Source organism: Leptospira harrisiae (assembly GCF_002811945.1).
GTDB lineage: Bacteria > Spirochaetota > Leptospiria > Leptospirales > Leptospiraceae > Leptospira_A > Leptospira_A harrisiae.
Map to the genome: position 1 here is coordinate 313,623 of NZ_NPDX01000001.1, position 17,036 is coordinate 330,658.

At 39.1% G+C, this 17,036-nt stretch carries 19 protein-coding genes; 12 read left to right on the forward strand and 7 right to left on the reverse strand.

What is annotated here, in order from left to right; all coding sequences use genetic code 11:
- Position 1 precedes the first annotated feature (1 nt).
- Positions 2-1,603 (forward strand): carboxyl transferase domain-containing protein, encoded by a 1,602-nt coding sequence (locus CH364_RS01505; protein ID WP_100741864.1) that lies wholly within the window; start codon positions 2-4, stop codon positions 1,601-1,603.
- A gap of 43 nt (positions 1,604-1,646) precedes the next feature.
- The gene (locus tag CH364_RS01510) at positions 1,647-2,003 is read left to right on the forward strand and encodes an STAS domain-containing protein (protein ID WP_100741865.1); all 357 of its coding nucleotides are present in this window, start codon (positions 1,647-1,649) and stop codon (positions 2,001-2,003) included.
- Positions 2,004-2,046: 43 nt separating this feature from the next.
- Here the strand turns inward: CH364_RS01510 and CH364_RS01515 are convergent, their stop codons facing one another.
- Positions 2,047-2,607, reverse strand: a complete 561-nt coding sequence (locus tag CH364_RS01515) for a DJ-1 family glyoxalase III (protein ID WP_100741866.1) — start codon at positions 2,605-2,607, stop codon at positions 2,047-2,049.
- Between the two features lie 124 nt (positions 2,608-2,731).
- On the opposite strand from CH364_RS01515, the gene CH364_RS01520 reads away from it, so the two are divergent.
- From CH364_RS01520 to CH364_RS01530, 3 genes are read left to right on the forward strand one after another with little or no spacing between them, the layout of a single operon-like run.
- Entirely contained in the window at positions 2,732-3,898 is a 1,167-nt protein-coding gene (locus tag CH364_RS01520; RefSeq protein ID WP_207762199.1) for a trypsin-like peptidase domain-containing protein, read from the forward strand.
- Position 3,899: 1 nt separating this feature from the next.
- The gene (gene ruvB, locus CH364_RS01525; protein WP_100741868.1) at positions 3,900-4,925 is read left to right on the forward strand and encodes a Holliday junction branch migration DNA helicase RuvB; all 1,026 of its coding nucleotides are present in this window, start codon (positions 3,900-3,902) and stop codon (positions 4,923-4,925) included.
- Positions 4,906-5,823, forward strand: a complete 918-nt coding sequence (locus CH364_RS01530) for an energy transducer TonB (RefSeq protein WP_100741869.1) — start codon at positions 4,906-4,908, stop codon at positions 5,821-5,823. The genes ruvB and CH364_RS01530 overlap by 20 nt, the downstream gene beginning before the upstream one ends.
- 8 nt (positions 5,824-5,831) lie before the next feature.
- Here CH364_RS01530 and CH364_RS01535 read toward each other — a convergent pair whose 3' ends face one another.
- The 5 genes from CH364_RS01535 to CH364_RS01555 form a co-directional block, all read right to left on the reverse strand.
- Positions 5,832-6,143, reverse strand: a complete 312-nt coding sequence (locus CH364_RS01535; protein WP_100741870.1) for a hypothetical protein — start codon at positions 6,141-6,143, stop codon at positions 5,832-5,834.
- Between the two features lie 4 nt (positions 6,144-6,147).
- Entirely contained in the window at positions 6,148-7,329 is a 1,182-nt protein-coding gene (locus CH364_RS01540) for a serine hydrolase domain-containing protein (protein ID WP_100741871.1), read from the reverse strand.
- Positions 7,330-7,402: 73 nt separating this feature from the next.
- Positions 7,403-7,816 (reverse strand): SufE family protein, encoded by a 414-nt coding sequence (locus CH364_RS01545; protein WP_100741872.1) that lies wholly within the window; start codon positions 7,814-7,816, stop codon positions 7,403-7,405.
- Complete coding sequence (locus CH364_RS01550) at positions 7,809-8,225, reverse strand: hypothetical protein (RefSeq protein WP_100741873.1); 417 nt, start codon at positions 8,223-8,225, stop codon at positions 7,809-7,811. Before CH364_RS01550 ends, CH364_RS01545 begins: the two co-directional genes overlap by 8 nt.
- On the reverse strand, positions 8,222-9,151 hold the full coding sequence (locus tag CH364_RS01555) for a hypothetical protein (protein ID WP_100741874.1): 930 nt from the start codon (positions 9,149-9,151) through the stop codon (positions 8,222-8,224). The genes CH364_RS01550 and CH364_RS01555 overlap by 4 nt, the downstream gene beginning before the upstream one ends.
- 157 nt (positions 9,152-9,308) lie before the next feature.
- Here CH364_RS01555 and CH364_RS01560 point away from each other — a divergent pair, with 157 nt between their 5' ends.
- The 7 genes from CH364_RS01560 to CH364_RS01590 are packed head-to-tail and all read left to right on the forward strand — an operon-like array spanning position 9,309 to position 15,593.
- The gene (locus tag CH364_RS01560; RefSeq protein ID WP_004787310.1) at positions 9,309-9,488 is read left to right on the forward strand and encodes a hypothetical protein; all 180 of its coding nucleotides are present in this window, start codon (positions 9,309-9,311) and stop codon (positions 9,486-9,488) included.
- A gap of 1 nt (position 9,489) precedes the next feature.
- Positions 9,490-10,017: a hypothetical protein gene (locus CH364_RS01565; RefSeq protein ID WP_100741875.1), complete on the forward strand. Its 528-nt coding sequence runs from the start codon at positions 9,490-9,492 to the stop codon at positions 10,015-10,017.
- The gene (locus CH364_RS01570) at positions 10,018-10,632 is read left to right on the forward strand and encodes an RsmD family RNA methyltransferase (RefSeq protein ID WP_100741876.1); all 615 of its coding nucleotides are present in this window, start codon (positions 10,018-10,020) and stop codon (positions 10,630-10,632) included. It begins immediately after the preceding gene.
- Positions 10,610-12,748: a penicillin-binding protein 1C gene (gene pbpC / locus CH364_RS01575; protein WP_100743338.1), complete on the forward strand. Its 2,139-nt coding sequence runs from the start codon at positions 10,610-10,612 to the stop codon at positions 12,746-12,748. Before CH364_RS01570 ends, pbpC begins: the two co-directional genes overlap by 23 nt.
- A gap of 6 nt (positions 12,749-12,754) precedes the next feature.
- Entirely contained in the window at positions 12,755-13,180 is a 426-nt protein-coding gene (locus tag CH364_RS01580; RefSeq protein ID WP_100741877.1) for an acyl-CoA thioesterase, read from the forward strand.
- Positions 13,177-14,460, forward strand: a complete 1,284-nt coding sequence (locus CH364_RS01585) for a PP2C family protein-serine/threonine phosphatase (RefSeq protein ID WP_100741878.1) — start codon at positions 13,177-13,179, stop codon at positions 14,458-14,460. The genes CH364_RS01580 and CH364_RS01585 overlap by 4 nt, the downstream gene beginning before the upstream one ends.
- Complete coding sequence (locus CH364_RS01590; RefSeq protein ID WP_100741879.1) at positions 14,457-15,593, forward strand: LptF/LptG family permease; 1,137 nt, start codon at positions 14,457-14,459, stop codon at positions 15,591-15,593. Before CH364_RS01585 ends, CH364_RS01590 begins: the two co-directional genes overlap by 4 nt.
- On the opposite strand, the gene CH364_RS01595 is transcribed toward CH364_RS01590, so the two are convergent.
- On the reverse strand, positions 15,590-17,035 hold the full coding sequence (locus CH364_RS01595) for an FAD-binding oxidoreductase (RefSeq protein WP_100741880.1): 1,446 nt from the start codon (positions 17,033-17,035) through the stop codon (positions 15,590-15,592). The two genes, CH364_RS01590 and CH364_RS01595, sit on opposite strands and share 4 nt — an antisense overlap.
- Position 17,036: the final 1 nt, after the last annotated feature.

The window sequence follows — 17,036 nt, forward strand, 5'->3', positions numbered from 1 at the left end:
TATGGAAAGAATCATCTCTAAGACGAACCCACAAACCTCCGATTTTGTTGCAAATCGTACGGCTTATTTAGAAACATTAGTCCCCATTCGTAAGGTTATCGATAATGTAAAGTTAGGTGGCGGTAAAAAAGCCCTCGAAAAACATAAATCAAGAGGGAAACTGACTGCAAGAGAACGAATTGCCGAACTTATTGATGCGGGGACAGAGTTTATGGAGATTTGTGGTTTGGCAGGAGAAGGTGTGTATCCTGATCCCGTTCCTTCTGCAGGTATCATCACCGGAATTGGAAAGGTAGAAGGTGTTGATTGTATGATTGTTGCCAATGATGCGACAGTCAAAGGAGGAACCTATTATCCTCTTACAGTCAAAAAACATGTTCGTGCCCAAGAGATTGCTGAAAACAATTCCCTTCCTTGTATTTATTTGGTAGATTCTGGTGGGGCATTTTTACCCATGCAAGATGAAGTTTTTCCTGATAAAGACCACTTTGGACGTATTTTTTTCAACCAAGCACGCATGAGTGCCAAAGGAATTTCTCAGATAGCAGTGGTTATGGGGTCCTGCACTGCAGGTGGAGCTTACATTCCCGCTATGTCCGATGAGTCTGTGATTGTCAAAGGGAATGGAACCATTTTTCTAGGTGGACCTCCGCTTGTCAAAGCAGCCACCGGGGAAGTGGTCACAGGTGAAGAGTTAGGTGGTGCTGACGTACATTGTCGTGTATCTGGGGTGACAGACCATTATGCAGAAGATGATTTTCATGCTCTGGAAATCACACGTTCTATTGTTAAAAATCTTAATGTAAAATTAGAATCAGCCCCCAAAGAAACAGAAGAACCTCTGTATCCTACAGAAGAGATTTATGGAATCATCGAAAGAGATGCCCGAAAGTCATACGACCCCAGAGAAATCATTGCAAGGATTGTGGATGGTTCCAGGTTTCATGAATTTAAAAAACTATATGCCACAACCATCGTCACTGGGTTTGCTGAAGTGTATGGATACCCTGTAGGCATCATTGCCAACCATGGAGTTTTGTTTTCCGAGTCGGCCCTCAAGGCTTCTCATTTTATTGAGCTTTGTGACCAAAGAAGAATCCCATTATTATTCTTACAAAACATCACTGGGTTTATGGTGGGGAAAAAATACGAAAACAATGGGATTGCACGAGATGGTGCCAAAATGGTAAATGCAGTTTCTACGACTACAGTTCCTAAGCTAACAATAGTTACCGGTGGTTCATATGGTGCAGGGAATTACGGAATGTGCGGTCGTGCATTTTCTCCTGAATTTTTATGGATGTGGCCCAATGCTCGGATTTCTGTGATGGGGGGAGAACAAGCTGCCAATGTTCTTTGGACCGTGAAAAAAGACCAAAAGGAAGCAGCAGGAGAATCCATCCAAGCCGACGAAGAAGTGACTTTTAAAAAACCAATTTTAGAAGATTATGAAAAGAAGTCTTCTGCTGTGTATAGCTCGGCCCGCCTTTGGGATGATGGGATCATTGATCCTGCTGATACTCGGAAAGTTTTAGGAAGAGCCTTGTCTGTTCTCAGTCGAAGGAAAGAAGAAAGAAAACCATTTGGTGTCTTTCGAATGTAATTTTTGACTTTTCATTCTCCTTTGAAATGCAAACTCATTACAAATGATCATCCACGAGAAGTCATCCAACCAAGTTGCCATTATCACCATTGAAGGTGAGGTTGATTTGTACAACGCAAAAGAATTGAAAGACATTCTGGATGATAAAATGCGCAAACACCAATACGAAATTGTGGTGAACTTAGAAAAGGTTCCCTTTATGGATAGTTCCGGAATTGGGACACTTGTGACAGCCATGTACAAACTAAAAAAGTACCATGGAAATTTAAAAGTCTGTAGTGTTCATGGTTCGGTGGCAAAGGTATTCAAACTCACAGGCATGGAAAGCCATTTGGAAGTGTTTGATACGGAAGAAAATGCCGTCCTTTCCCTTGTGGAAGAAAGAGAATCTTCCGAATAATCAAAGTTTTGTGCGCTTTTTTCGTAGATTTTTTTTGTTAATGTTATGACGGAAGTTGTAAACTAACCTTCACTTTTTCCATTACTTCCTTTCCTTCCAACATTTCTAAAATATACAAAGCAAATTCAAAAGCAGAACCAGGGCCAATACTCGTATGGATATTGTTATGTGATACTATTCTTTCTCCTGTATACTTTCCTCCTTTTCCTTTTGCCAAATCATTGGATGAAGGAAAGGCAGTATAAGGATCATTACCGGAAATGATTTCTAAATTTCTAAGCACACTCGGAGCCGCACAAATGGCACCAATCATTTTTGATTGTTGTTGGAAGGATTTTAGAATGGAACTAATTTCTGGATCCGCCATGAGTTGTTTGGTTCCTTCGAGTCCACCCGGAAGAAGGATGGCATCAAATTCACTGGAATTGATTTCCGAGAAAGTTTTGTCTGCTAAGTGAAAGGTTTTTCTTGCAGCAAGGATGGGATCTTTTGATTTTCCCGCTGAGATGACTTCAACATTTCCTCTTCTTAAAACATCAATGAGGATGATGGCTTCCATTTCTTCAAAGCCGGGACAGAGGGGAATCAAAACTCGTTTTGCCATACTAAGACTAGTTTGGTTTGGAACAAAATGTTCAAGTTTTTTTGTAAAAAAACGATCCCAAGAAATGAGAACTTTCCTGGAACTTCGGGGGTCTTATATAAGTAGGAGAGAGTGCTTAGTGTCTATGACTTTAAAAAAAACGAATCCATTACGTTACCTTGCCATTGCTTTTAGTTTTTTGCTTTTGGGAACATTTTTGTCACCCATCCTCACTTGCGGAAATTCTTCCGAGAACCCACTGCAATTAAAAGCAGATGGGACTGATAAATTGTCTCCCGCTCAAACACAAGCTGTGGCTTTGGAAGATGCCTTCCAAGAAGTATTTGATAAAGTATCACCAAGCGTGGTATCGATTGCCACGGAAAGGACTGTGAATGTCCAACAACACCCGTTTTCGGGTGATCCGTATTTTGATCATTTTTTTGGGCGTCCTGGTGGGTCAGGTCGTGTGATGAAACAAAAACAATCCGGTCTTGGTTCTGGGATCGTCCTGAACGAAGATGGTTATATTATGACGAACCACCATGTGATCAAAGACATGGACAAACTCACAGTGAAGTTTAAAAATCAAAAAACCTTTGATGCCAAACTTATTGGTTCAGATGAAACAATGGACATCGCCTTACTCAAGATAGATGCTCCCAAGGGTACACTTCGTCCGATCGTACTTGCCGATTCCAATAAAGTAAAAGTAGGAAACTGGGCCATCGCGATTGGTGCTCCACTTGGTTTCGAACATTCCTTTACCGTAGGTGTTGTGTCGGCCGTCCAACGCGGAGGAATTGATTCCTCTGGTTTATCATACATCCAAACCGATGCTGCCATCAACCAAGGAAATAGTGGTGGTCCACTCCTGAACATCCGAGGCGAAGTGATCGGGATCAATCGTATGATTGCTTCTCAATCAGGTGGCTCTGTGGGAATTGGATTTACCATTCCTATCAACGAAGCACGGAGAGTTGCTGAAGAAATCAAAACCAACGGAAAAGTCACTCGTCCGTGGATTGGTGTGGGCCTTGATGCAGTCAACGAAGAAGATGTGGAGCAGTTGAAGTTAAAAGACACGAAAGGTGCCATTGTCCGCCAAATCATCAAAGGGTCCCCTGCCGATAAAGCGGGTTTGAAACTATATGATGTGATTGTAGAAATGGGCGGAAAAGAAATCCAAACACCTGAAGAGTTGATTGGTTTTGTTAGAACTTCTAAAATTGGAAAACGAATTGAGATAAAAATCATTCGAAATAAAAATGAAATCTTGACTTCCATCACTCCAGAGCAGAAACCCAATTGAGGTGAGTTTAAGAGAAGATTGGATCCAACCGGGCGAAGATGAACCGAGCCTTCGCCCCACAAAATTATCCGAATTTATCGGACAAAAAGAGGTTCTAGCCAATCTTTCGGTTTATGTTGAGGCGGCTCGGAAACGAAAGAGCCCCCTCGACCATGTTCTCATTTCCGGTCCTCCTGGCCTCGGCAAAACCACCCTGGCCAATATCATTGCCAATGAACTGGCAGTGGCCTTTACTCCCACATCCGCACCTGCTATCTCGAAGGGTGCGGATCTTGTTCGGTTCCTAACTTTACTCAAAACCAACGAAGTCCTTTTTATCGACGAAATCCACGGCTTTATCAAAAAACAAGAAGAGTTACTTTATCCTGCGATGGAGAACTTCTTTGTGGACCTTGTGGTAGGTGAAGGAGTCACTGCCAATGCCCTCCAGATCCAACTCCAACCTTTTACACTCGTTGGTGCCACCACACGCTCCGGTCTTGTCAGCGAACCCTTAAAGTCCAGGTTTGGAATCCATCTCAAACTGGATTTTTATACCGATGGGGAAATGCAAATCATCGTGGATCGCTCTGCAAAACTTCTCGGAGTTTCTCTGGGAGAAGGGGTGGCAATGGAGATTGGAAAACGAAGTCGCAAAACTCCAAGGATTGCCAACCACCTTTTAAAACGAGTTCGAGACTTTGCCGAAGTTCGCAATGAAACTTCTGTTAGTTTAGAAACTTGCAAGTTTGCATTTGAAAGGATGGGAGTGGACCATTTGGGACTCGATGCCGTGGATCGTCAAATTTTGGACATCCTCATCCATCGTTATGGTGGTGGGCCTGTAGGAATCAAACCCATCGCCGTGGTTCTCGGGGAAGAAGAACGCACTTTAGAAGACACCTACGAACCATTTCTTGTCCGAGTGGGTCTCATTGACCGCACACCACAAGGGCGAGTGGCTACGAAAAAGGCTTACGAACATTTGGGAATTGTGTATACTGGAAATATCGGGGAAAATCGCGAAAATGGTCCAACTCTCTTTTGATTTCCGGTTGCCTGAAAAGGAAGAAGGGGAACGAAGACTTTTCTTCGCTTTCACCTTTGTCATCCTTATTGTTTCCTTTGTACTCGCACATCTCATCACGAGAAATATGCTTTGGAAGATGTTGGCCGAAGAACAAGCTGCAGAAATGTTAGGGCCAAAAGAACAGGAAAAAATTTACGAAGTTCTGGTGGAACAACAGTTCATCAACCCAGACAAAAAAGATGAATACAAAGCTCTCTCTAACAAGGATTCGTCGGGTGGTGGTGGCCTCACTGAAAAACAAGGATTCCATACCCTCACACAATTTCGTGAATTCATCATGGGGAGTTCAGCTTCCACTCCAAGCAAAGCCCAACCCAAATCAGAACAATCCAAAGAAGAAGAACTTTTTGAAGTAGGGATTTTTAAAGCTGATCCTAAAACCAATTCCAATGCAGAAGAAAGTCCGAACCAGTCCGCAAGTTCTGGGCAAATGACAAAAATCCCTTTTAACTATAGGTTCCAACAAGACTTTTTATTTCGGTGGGACGGGGCCAAAGCTCTCACCATCCCCACCAAACAATTAGCAGGTTATTATTACTTTAAAAACATGTTAAAACGAATTGAGGAATCTTTTGCACCACCAGGTGGTGGCAACTATGCTTACCGAGATATGGCAGGTGTAGTGGCAAGAGAGGGAATCAAAGAAGGGGAAACCAAAGTTTTATTTATGTTAAGCGAACAAGGCCAAGTTTTGGATGTTCGTTTGGTGACCTCACAAGGCCAGGTAGTGGTAGACCAAGCTTGTATGGATTCGATCCGAGGACAAAATTTTGGTCCCGTTCCAGAAGAAGTTAAATCCAAAGGTCTTATCTTTGGAATCAACTTCATCTTTCCCGGGATTCGTTATTATCGTTAGTATTTACCTTACTCTGTCACAAGAGTACAACCGTATTCTTGTGATTGGTATTTTGCCGTATTGGTTCGCCCAAGTCCCTTCACAGTCACGGACATATTTTCTTTGTCCAATTTGAATTCGCTGATAGGAACCCACTGGCGAGCAAAGTCATGGCACTGTTCTTCGGAAAGTTGCATCACAAAGTAACAACTACAATACTCTTTGGAATAAAAACTAGAGATAATGGATGGAAAACTAGATAGATGTTTCCAATTCCATTGTGCCCAAAACAAAATAAATAAAAACAACAATGATAGGATCACAGAAATTTTTCTTTTCATAAGATTACCGAATTACCGACTCTTTCACTAATTTTAAAAAATCATTTTTGATAAACGCTTTTTCGCGATCATCACCAAACCGAACAATGATTAGGTCAAGGCTTGGGATTACATACAACATTTGTCCCCAGTGTCCAAGGCCAGCAAACGTATCTTTTGGTGCATCAGGCCAGGGTTCGTGAACTCCTCTTTCGGGTACACCTGTATTGGCGTACCAGTGGGCAGTATAATTGTCTTGGTCTAAATCCTCGGAATATGGTGTGGTTTTATACCCAGGTGCAGGTGTTCTTGTAAACTGAACCCAACCCTCAGGTAACAAACGTTCACCGTTCCATACTCCATCGTTTAAATATAAATAACCTATTTTGGCTAAATCTTTGGCTGTCATATAAAGATAGGAGGAACCAACATAAGTTCCGGATCCATCTCGTTCAAAGGTTACGTTCGTAATTCCAAGAGGTTTGAATATTTTTTCAAAGGGGAGTTTGTCATATTCTTCGGCACCATAAACTTTTTTGAGAATAGCAGAGAGAATATTGGTATCACAACTAGAATAATAAACCTGGGTTCCTGGTTCTGCACGAAGAGGAAGTCCACTGCAGAAAGCACCCATATCTTTACGACCTCTGGTATACAACATGGCGATCACAGAAGATTTTAAAGGACCACTTTCATATCCTTCTTCGGCGGCTAGTCCGGAAGACATATTGAGAAGATGCCGAATGGTGATTTTTTTATGGGCTTCATCACGACTTAATGGTTCATAATGATAATAACCTGGATCGTCTAACTTTACGAGTCCTTGTTTGACTGCAATTCCATACATAGTTTGTAAAATACTTTTAGAAACTGACCACGTTAAATGTACTTTGTCTTCGGAAAAGTTCCTCGCATATTTTTCATAAATGAGTTTTCCGTTTCGCAAAATCACCAAAGCATCAGTTCGTCTTCCTTTGCGATCGGTTTCATCCCCAGTTCTTGTGAAAGCATATTCTTCCACTAACTTGAGTTTACTTGTGGAAACTCCAACGGATTCCGGGGAAACAACTTTCCAGTTAGGACTTGGCCATTCTGGTTTCAATCGCTGAGTGAGAGTGGAAACTTCTGGTTCACCACCAAAGGGAGAAAGGTCTTTGCCACAATGTACAAAGGTCAATAAAAGTAAAATGAGAAGACTTCGTTTCATAGAATTCCTGATTGAGATTCGATTCAGAATTCTAAGCGAGTCTTTGTCGTTTGCAAAGGAAAAAAGAAAGAGATTATACTTTTTCTGCGTATCCTTTTAGTTTTTGTACCATAGAAAAAAGTCCGTTCCTTCTTGAGATCGATAGAAATTTTGCAAGGCCCACTTCTTCTATAAAACCAAGTGAGGCATCCGCTATATCTTTCGGAGATTGTCCTGAAAACACCCTTATTAAAATTGCGATGAGACCTTTGGTAAGAGCGGTGTCGCTGTCGGCATCAAACTCTAACTTTCCTGATTCTAATTTTGGGGCCACCCAAACTCGGGATTGGCAACCAGGGACTATATATTCTTCTGTTCGTTTTTCATCTGGATAGGGAGGAAGTTCCTCACCTAACTCAATGAGGTATTGAAATTTTTCTTCCCAGTCGGTTAGATCAGCAAACTCAGCTATGATTTCTTTTTGAATTTCTTCAATCGACTTACTCATGTTTGGTACTCGGTATTGGAATTTCTGCAAACTTATCTTTTTTTCTCATGTAGAATTGATTGAAGTTTGTCTTAGTTAAATTTTTTAATTCGACTCGGTTGACAGTAGAAACAGTGAGTTCATATAAATCACCATTGGATTTAAAAAAATAATCCATCCGGAGTTTCTCTTCCAAAACATATTCTACATCATTCCAAAGTAGTTTTTTTGATTCGAAATCCACATACATACATTCAGGAGGTTTGACGAGAACATAACAAAATTCACCAGCTTTGGGTACACCTTTATAAAATAATCCACAGTTGGAAAAAAAAATGGAAATCATACTAAAAAACAAAATAGCGACTGTTAGACGCCTGGTTTGGGATTTAGAAAAAAAGTTGGAAAATGAAAAATGGAAAACTTTCATTCTTTTTTTTCCGGTGTTAAATCCAATTTCGTTTTGGTTCCTGGTTTTTCAGAAATCATCTTAGCCACAAGAAGAGGAATCTCTGGATTTTTTTTACCTGTAGATAGATAAAATTCTTCTAAGAGATCAATGCCTTTTTGAGAAAGATTTTGTAAATGAAAGATAGTAGCTTCTGTAATGATAGAAGTTTCAGTAATTCGATCTGGATTGTTCGACTTGGCTTGTCTAAGTAGAGACAAAGCACCCACATAATCTTTTTTGTAAAACTTTCCAAGTCCTTTTAAAAAATTCTCTTCTCTTGGAGTGAATTGGATCCCCGCCTTATATGTTGGGTCTTTTGTTATTGTGATGAGTTTATCAAGTCCAGATGCATCACCAGCTAACATAGTATTAAAGGTGAGTAACCAAATATAAACAGTTTGGAACTCTGGGGAAAGTTTAGAACGATCCAAATTTCCATATTCCCCAATCAAAACTTGTGGTCTTTTGACTTGGCGGTGTGTTTCTCCTAAAAACAACAAAACTTTGTTGTTTTCCCAATCGGAAAATGGAGAAGAAGAAAAAGATTCGGCTGTCCTCGCATTCCAAAATATAGAATCCAAAGTAGAATCAGCAAGAACCGATGTCCCAATGAAGTTTTGGAACTCGGATCCTAAGTGTAAAATCAAACTATCGTGGTCAAAATAAATTCCGATTCGATATAAATTCCAAAACAAACTTCGCGATATTAAATGAAAGGCTACAGGATCGGTTGGATCTTTTTCTGAAAAGGTTGTGGCAATGGATTGGAAATCTTCTATATCCTTTTCTTTGAGGTTTCCTGATTTCCAGAGTTCAATTGTTTTTTCTTTGGTTTTTTCTGCTCTGACACTTTGGTCTTTTGCAAAAAGAAAATAAATTTCTTTTCTATAGGTAAACCCTAACACGGACAGACCAAGCGCTAAAACCAATAGAAATAGCGGTGCCTTTGATTTCTTCTTTCTGTGCGGTTCGTACCGGGAGTAAATCGCCATCGTTGGTTCCCATTTTTTTTTGCCCTCCCCACTTGACACGGCTTTTTCTTTGTGATTTAGTGAGAAGGGTATGGAAGATGACTTTTTAGATGATGACGAATTCGACGCTGATAGCCTCAACGAAGACGTCGTAACGTATGCCTGTGAGGATTGTGACCACCGTTGGGAAGCTGAGGGGGAGGACGAATACCTCGATTCTTGGGAGTTGATCTGCCCTATGTGCGGATCTTCGAATATCACCGAACTGTAATTTGTCTTATTTTCAGTATATTTTTGGTTTTTTGATTCTACCTTCGCTCCTTTGGGGCGAGGTCTCCGGTTTTTCAACCCTATATGCAGAATTTAAAAAAGGAAATTATGCGACTGTTTCCAAAGGTTCCCTCCAATATTTAAATGGAACGGAAAATGAAAAGGATCCTCGGATTTTTTTCCTCTACGTATCGACAGAAGAGAATTGGGGCCAATTGAAAACGGAGGTGGTGAGAAAAGCTCCACCTAACTTTCGATCGTCGACACACTACTGGAATGCAATTTATTTGTTTATGGAAAGGGCGCTGGTGTTTGGCGAATCTGATTTACTCATCGAATGGGGAAAAGAATTCCAAAAATCAGGAAAACAAAGCCCAAAATACAACGACGCATTATTATTATATGGGCTTGGTCTTTTGGATTTAAAAAATGAACCTGAAGCCAAAAAGGTTTTTTCAGAAATTGAATCCAATTCTCCCTCCAAACATGTGTTATCTCAGCTTGAAGAAATCAAATCTTCGGGAAAATAAATGAAGGGCTTGCGTATAACAAAAGGAAAGTGGAAGGGAAAGGAAATTCCTGCACCACCCGATGTATCAGGGCATTTGAATTTTACCAATAGTTTAGTAAAAAAGGCTATTTTTTCTCTCATGGATTCTCGACTCCTTTCTTGGGGTCTCGGTTTTGATTCAGTTTTGTTTTGTGATTATTTTGCAGGTAGTGGACAAATATCTGCTGAAGCCTATAGCCTTTCTGTTCACAGACTTCTCACTTATGAATTGGACCAAACTCGATTTAGACAACTCCATACACTTTTTCGTGGACTCGCTCAAGTTCAATTGTTTCGAAAAGATGCAACCAAACATGCATTAAAATGGGAATTGGGCGAAGAATCTGCTTATATTTTTTATTTGGACCCACCTTATACGTATTGGTCGGAAACACCCGCCCGAATGAAAGAGATGATAGAAAGTTTATATTCTTTTTGCATAACATTACAAAAACCTTTTTTGATTTTATGCCAAATACCGGAACACCAACCGATCGATAAAATTTGGTCAGAAGTTCCTCATAAAGTAAGAGAGTATGGTAGCCATTTAATCATTGAAACAGGTTATGAAAATGCCGAGAATTCTCTTCGGTAATACAAAATCTTTTTTATTCGGAATCATACGAAATAAACTCATTTATTTTCTTTTGACCATTGGAACTCTTTTTTTTAGTGCATCCATTTGGTCCTTACCAACATATAAGGAAATCAAATTACAATATAGACCATCAGACATACAAGTGTTTGATCGGAATGGGGAGCTCATTCAGAGATACCGAATCCGCAATGATTACAGGTCTGAAGAATGGACAGAATACAATCAACTTCCCAAATTTTTAATCGATTCAGTAGTGTATGCAGAAGACAAACGTTTCTTTGAACATACGGGGATTGATTCAAATGCATTAGTTTCTTCTTTTTGGGGAAATTTGACTAGTCCATCGTTACGTGGTGGATCTACGATTACTATGCAACTTGTTTCTCTTTTAGATCCTGAACTAAAATCAACTGCATCCAAACGAAAAACTTTTTTTCAAAAAATCAAACAAATCCAAAGGGCAGTTGAGTTAGAAGAAACTTGGACTAAAGAAGAAATTTTTACAGCATATATCAATTTGATTTATTTTAGAGGTGAATTAAAAGGAATATCTTCAGCAAGCAAAGGACTTTTTCGAAAATCTCCTGAATCACTTACACCTAACGAAACATATTTGCTTGCTGCACTCATTCGTTCTCCCCAAAGTTCTATTGAAAAGATAATCAAAAGAGTTTGTTTACTAAAAAAGGAAAGAGATGGCTTTGAGGATTGTGAATCGATCTCACGACTTGTGAGAGAAAGTTTATTTCGAAATTTAGATTACCCGCAATATCCATCATTTGTTCCACTCTATACAAAAACAATTTTGGATTCTATAGGTGAGAGAAATAATAAGGAAGTGGATCAAATCAAAACACACTGGAATTCTTCCTTATCTATAATCTTCCAGAGAAAAGTAGAAGAAATTTTAAAAAGAAATCTAAAATCTTTAGCAGATAAAAATGTGAAAGATGGGTCAGTGATCGTTATCGACAATCGTACAGGCCAAGTTTTGGTATATGTCCCCAATATTGGTGATGAAAGTTCAGTATCCAAACTTGATTTAATTAGAAGTAAAAGGCAAGTGGGATCAACCTTAAAACCTTTTGTATATGCACAGAACTTCGAAGAAAATAAACTCTTTCCCGATTCTATCCTTTCCGATTCTCCTGTAGGTATACCCGTTTACCAAGGAATATATAGGCCGTTAAATTATGATAAATCATATAAAGGGAACGTCACTGTTCGCGAAAGTCTTGGTTCCTCTTTGAATATCCCTGCCATCCGGGCTTTGTCATTTTTAGATTTAAATGAATTTATTCTGGTTTTAGAAAGGCTTGGAATCACGGGTCTCAAATACCCTGAGTTTTATGGCCCATCTTTGGCCCTCGGAACAGCTGACATTAACCTTCTTGAGTTGACCAATGCTTACAGAACTTTAGCCAACGGTGGATTGTATTCCGGAATAAAGTTTGAACTTTCACATGAACCACCAGATTTTAGACGTGTCTTTTCACCTAAAACAAGTTATATGATATCTGAAATTCTTTCAGATAGAGAAGCCAGGTCCTTAGGATTTGGCTGGGATAATTTTTTATCCACTTCTTATTATACCTCTGTCAAAACCGGAACAAGCCAAGATATGCGCGACAATTGGTGCATTGGTTATTCGGAAATTTTTACTGTAGGAGTTTGGGTAGGAAATCCTACAGGAAGTCCTATGTTGGATGTATCCGGAATCACTGGTGCAGCTCCTGTTTGGCGAGAGACTATGGATTTATTTCATGAGTCAATTGGCTCTAAGCTAATTCCACCAAAGGAGGTGAGTTCAGATCCAATTTCTACTTCCAATTCGTCTAAAGAAAGCAGAATGGAAAGGACAAAGGCGACAAGAATCCTCACTCCTGTGAATGGAAGTATCTTTGCTTTGGATCCTGATATTCCTATAGGCCGCCAAAAAATCCTCTTTACTTTCAGTTCTTACGATGTTTCGTATTCTTATTATTTAAACGATGAAAAGATTGGATCTGTCGGAGGGCCGTACCTCTGGGAACCAAAGAAGGGAGAATATCGTTTGCAAGTAAAAGATAGAGATGGAAAAGTTTTATCTCTTTCTTTATTTGAAGTTCGGTAACAACACATGCCAAAACCAATCAAATACAAACATAAATTTACCCAACAAGTTGTTTGGGGTGAGATGGATGCTTTCGGTCACGTAAACAATGTTACGTATGTTAGATACTTTGAATCTGCAAGAGCAGATTATTTTACAAAAGAGGGATTGTGGGATTCACCTGTTAAACCAGTGAAAGCTGGTCCTGTGTTAACACATCTTGATATGGATTATCGCAAACAAGTTGTTTTTCCAGCTACGTTAGAAATTACTTTGGAAGTGGAATCCATTTCTTCTAGAGCATTTACAGTGATTTGTTCCATGTGGAATGAAAACGAAGAATGTGTTTTAACAGGAAATGCTGCCTTTGTTTGGTTTGATTTCGAATTACAAAAACCTTCAGCACTTCCTGAATATTTTAAAACAAAATTTGGATCAAATCATTTGGTATGATAAAACAATCCTTCCAAGAAAGATTTAAACTTGATGATGAGGTGATGAAGATTTCAAGGATTTGCCTCATTGTTTTTTTTAGTTTTATCGGTTTTGGAGTTTTTGCACCTATTGAAGAGTTAGGTTTATATGATCCAAAATGGATTCGCATTTTACATGCTACCGTTACCTTTGGGTTTTTTATAGCGACTTATTTTTCAGATTGGGTTCGTAAGCAGATCCAATCCATCATGCTTTTTTTCTTTTACACGATGAGTGCCCATTCACTTGTACTTTTGTATTGGAATTCGCTTTACATTGGTTATCTTGTTGGAATGATTTTGGTTTTGTCTTGTATAGGTGTCAGTTTTGTAGACCGTCGTTCACTTGTTTCTTATTTAGGAACGGTAACTTCTGCAGGGATTGTCATTGGCATCTATACGAAAGAACCTCAAGTTGATTTACCTCTTTATCTTTCTTCCATCATCACACCTGCACTTGTTTCCTATCTCACACTCAACATTCGACTAAGTTCAGTAGAAAAATTAAGAATCTCTGAGTCTCAACTCAAAGGATTTCAAGATCGTATGTTGAACGAGCTTGAGATGGCCAACGAAACACAATCCAACATAGTAACAACACAATGGCCGAAAACAAAGGGAATTCGCCTCCATTCATTTTTTCGATCCTTCGGACAAGTTGGTGGTGATGCCATTAGTTATTTGGAAAGGGAAGATGGGAAGTTAGCACTTTTTTTTGCAGATGTATCTGGACATGGAATTGCTTCTGCAATGGTTTCTGCCATGGCGGTTCTTGCTTTCAAAATTCACGGAAACCAAGTCGAACCGTCCGCTTGTTTAAAGTCGATTCATGCCGATTTACAAGAGTTAGTTCCGAACAACCATATCAGTGCTTGCGTACTTTTTGTAGACACGGATACAAAAGAAATTAAATATTCTATTGCCGGCCATCCACCTCTAATCCGAATCGAAAAGGATACGGGTCCAACGTTTATGGAAGGAATGGGAACTCTCATTGTTTCCTTTTTAAAACCCAATTTAAAAGATTATACGATCACCCCGAACTCAGGAGATCGAATTTTACTCTATTCGGACGGAATTTTAGAAGTTTTTGATGAGGCCGGAGAGATTTATGGTGATGAACATTTGTTTGCATCCATAAAAAATCATTCTGACAAAAAAGGTGAAGAATTTTTGAATGCTCTATATGAGGACTCCATGTCATTTTCGGCAAAACGAATTTCCGACGATATGAGTATGTTATTACTGGAAATTTTATGAATTTGTTGTTAACTCCATTTATTTGGTTCAAAAAAGAGTTCATCCCTTTTAGAACACTAGACCGTTATTTATTTTTAGATTTTTTCAAAACCTTTTTAGGTACTCTCATCATGTTAACATCCATGATTGTGATTTATAAATTCACAGATGTGATGAAGTATTTAGTATCTTCCAAGGTAAACCAAGTGCATGTGTATTTGCATGTTTTGTATTCTTTACCATCGATGGTGGATCAAGTTGTTGCACCTGCACTTATGTTTTCTGTTTGTTTTGTGATCGGGCAGTTTAGTGTAAACAAAGAACTTGTGGCGATGATGGTGGCTGGGGTTTCATTTATTCGTATCATCACCCCCATTTTATTTTTTGGAATTTCGATGTGGCTCATTATGACTTTGTTTGGACAAATCGTAGTGATACCGGCTAACAAAAAAGCCCAAATCGAATTTAGCATAATGGCAAAGGGTTCCAATCGATTGATCGATTTTGTCTATCAATTGCATATCAAAGGAAAAAAGGGATTCTATTACGTCTATTGGATTGATGAAAAAGAAAACACAGTTAAGGGTGGATTCAATTATATCGAAATCACTCCCGATGGACATCCAACGTACACAGTGTCCTCTCAGAAAGCAAAATTTATCCCTTCTCCCCATAGTTGGGTTTTGTATGACGCTGAAGAAGTTCGGTTCAATGAAAACTTAGAACTTGTTTCTAGAACAAAATACGCTGAAAAAACCTATGACTTTCCAGAAGACTTAGCTTACTTTTCCAAACCAATTCGTAACCCAGAAGAAATGAACTTCTTTGAATTAGCAGATGAAATTGAATCCAGGATCACGAAAGGGATTCCTTTTCGAAATGTGATAGTCCAACAACATATGGCATTTGCAATGCCACTCATGTCATTTGTGGTTGTCACTCTCGGAGCACTTGCTGGTGCGATCACCAAACGTTCTGCAGGTGTGGCAAGCCTTGGGCTTACCATTGCAGTAGTTTTGTTGTATTATATTTTAAATTCAACTGCTAAGACTTTGGCTGAAAACGGTGCCTTACCCATTTGGATTGGAATGTGGATGACACCAGTGATTTTCACTTCAGCAGCCTACTTTTTGTATCGACGAATGAATATTTAATTTTCTGTTAAAAACACTCGTTTGTAAAGGTCGGTTTGTAAAATTCCTTTTGGATCATACTTTTTCTTTAAGGAGTAAAACCGTTTGAGATTGTCTTTTGGAAAATACGATTCGATCACTCGTTTGCGAAGGGTGGAGTCTTTTGCAAAATAAAATCTTCCTTTGTGTTTTAAAACAATTTCATCCATTTCTTTACAAAGAGCCCAAAGTTTTTCTCTATTTCCTTTAGTCACAGGGAAATCCATCGCCATAGAAAATCCGTCGACTGCATGTGTGAGTAAAAATGGATCTGGTTTGTGTTTTTTGAAAACAGATAGGTAGTTTACAATTCCACGTTCTTGGCAAATGGTGAATATCTCACGGAACGCTTGTTTGGCGTTTTCCTTGGGAATGAAAACTTGGTATTGGATCATCGCACCAGGTTTGTAAACAAACTTCCAATTGGGAACATAGTCCAAAAGGAATGCATATTCTGCATGGCCTTGGTAATAGGCTTTATTGTTTACGAGAATACTTGCGATACATTTTGCCAAATTGATGAGTCGCATTCCTAAGTTAAAACTAAAGGGACGCATGAGGATCCACATCCACTTTTTAGGAATTAGATAGAATAGGCGAGAGGGAAGGTGTTGTCTTTCAAGTAAACAGTTACCTGGAAAGTCCGGATCCTCTCCTTCTTTTAGGTTGGTTGCTTTGTGGATTTGACCTCGCCCCATAGATTTTCCCGAAGCAAAGGCATCGATCCATCCAACTAAGTAATCTGAGGTTTTATAATGTTCTTCAAAATATGCAAATAATTCATCAAAGTTTCTGACATATACTGGATCAATTTTCATTTTGCCAGCATAGATTGGTTTCATTTTAATTTGGACAGTTAAAAAACAACCTAACATTCCAAAGCCGGAAATCGCAGAATAAAACAAATCTGTATTTTTTTTAGGAGAACAAACTAAAATATCTCCTTTGGCAGTAAGAAAGGTAAACTCTTTAATATGTTCACCAATGGTTCCTACTTTGAAGTTATTTTTTCCATGTATGTTCATGGAAAGAGCTCCGCCAAGCGTTGGCATCATAGTTCCTGAAACAACAGGTGGCCAAAAACCATTTTCAATTCCGGTTTCCCAAAGGTCTTTGATCCTTGCTCCTGACTGTACTGTCATGACACCTGTTTTCAGGTTAAAATCCAAAACTTTATTAAAATGAGTTAAATCTAAAACAACTCCATCCGTGTTAGTTGACGCATCACCATAACTACATCCGCCACCGCGTAACGCAACTTTGGTGCCAGTTTGGTTGGCCCAAACAAACAGTTCTTTGATTTCTTCTTCTGTTTCCGGACGAAATACAGGAGATAAAGAAAAAGAACTCATCCCCCATGCTTCCACTTTTTCCTTTTTAGGAACTTTAATCTCAGGAATGGATTTTGTTTTTTTTGCGACCATA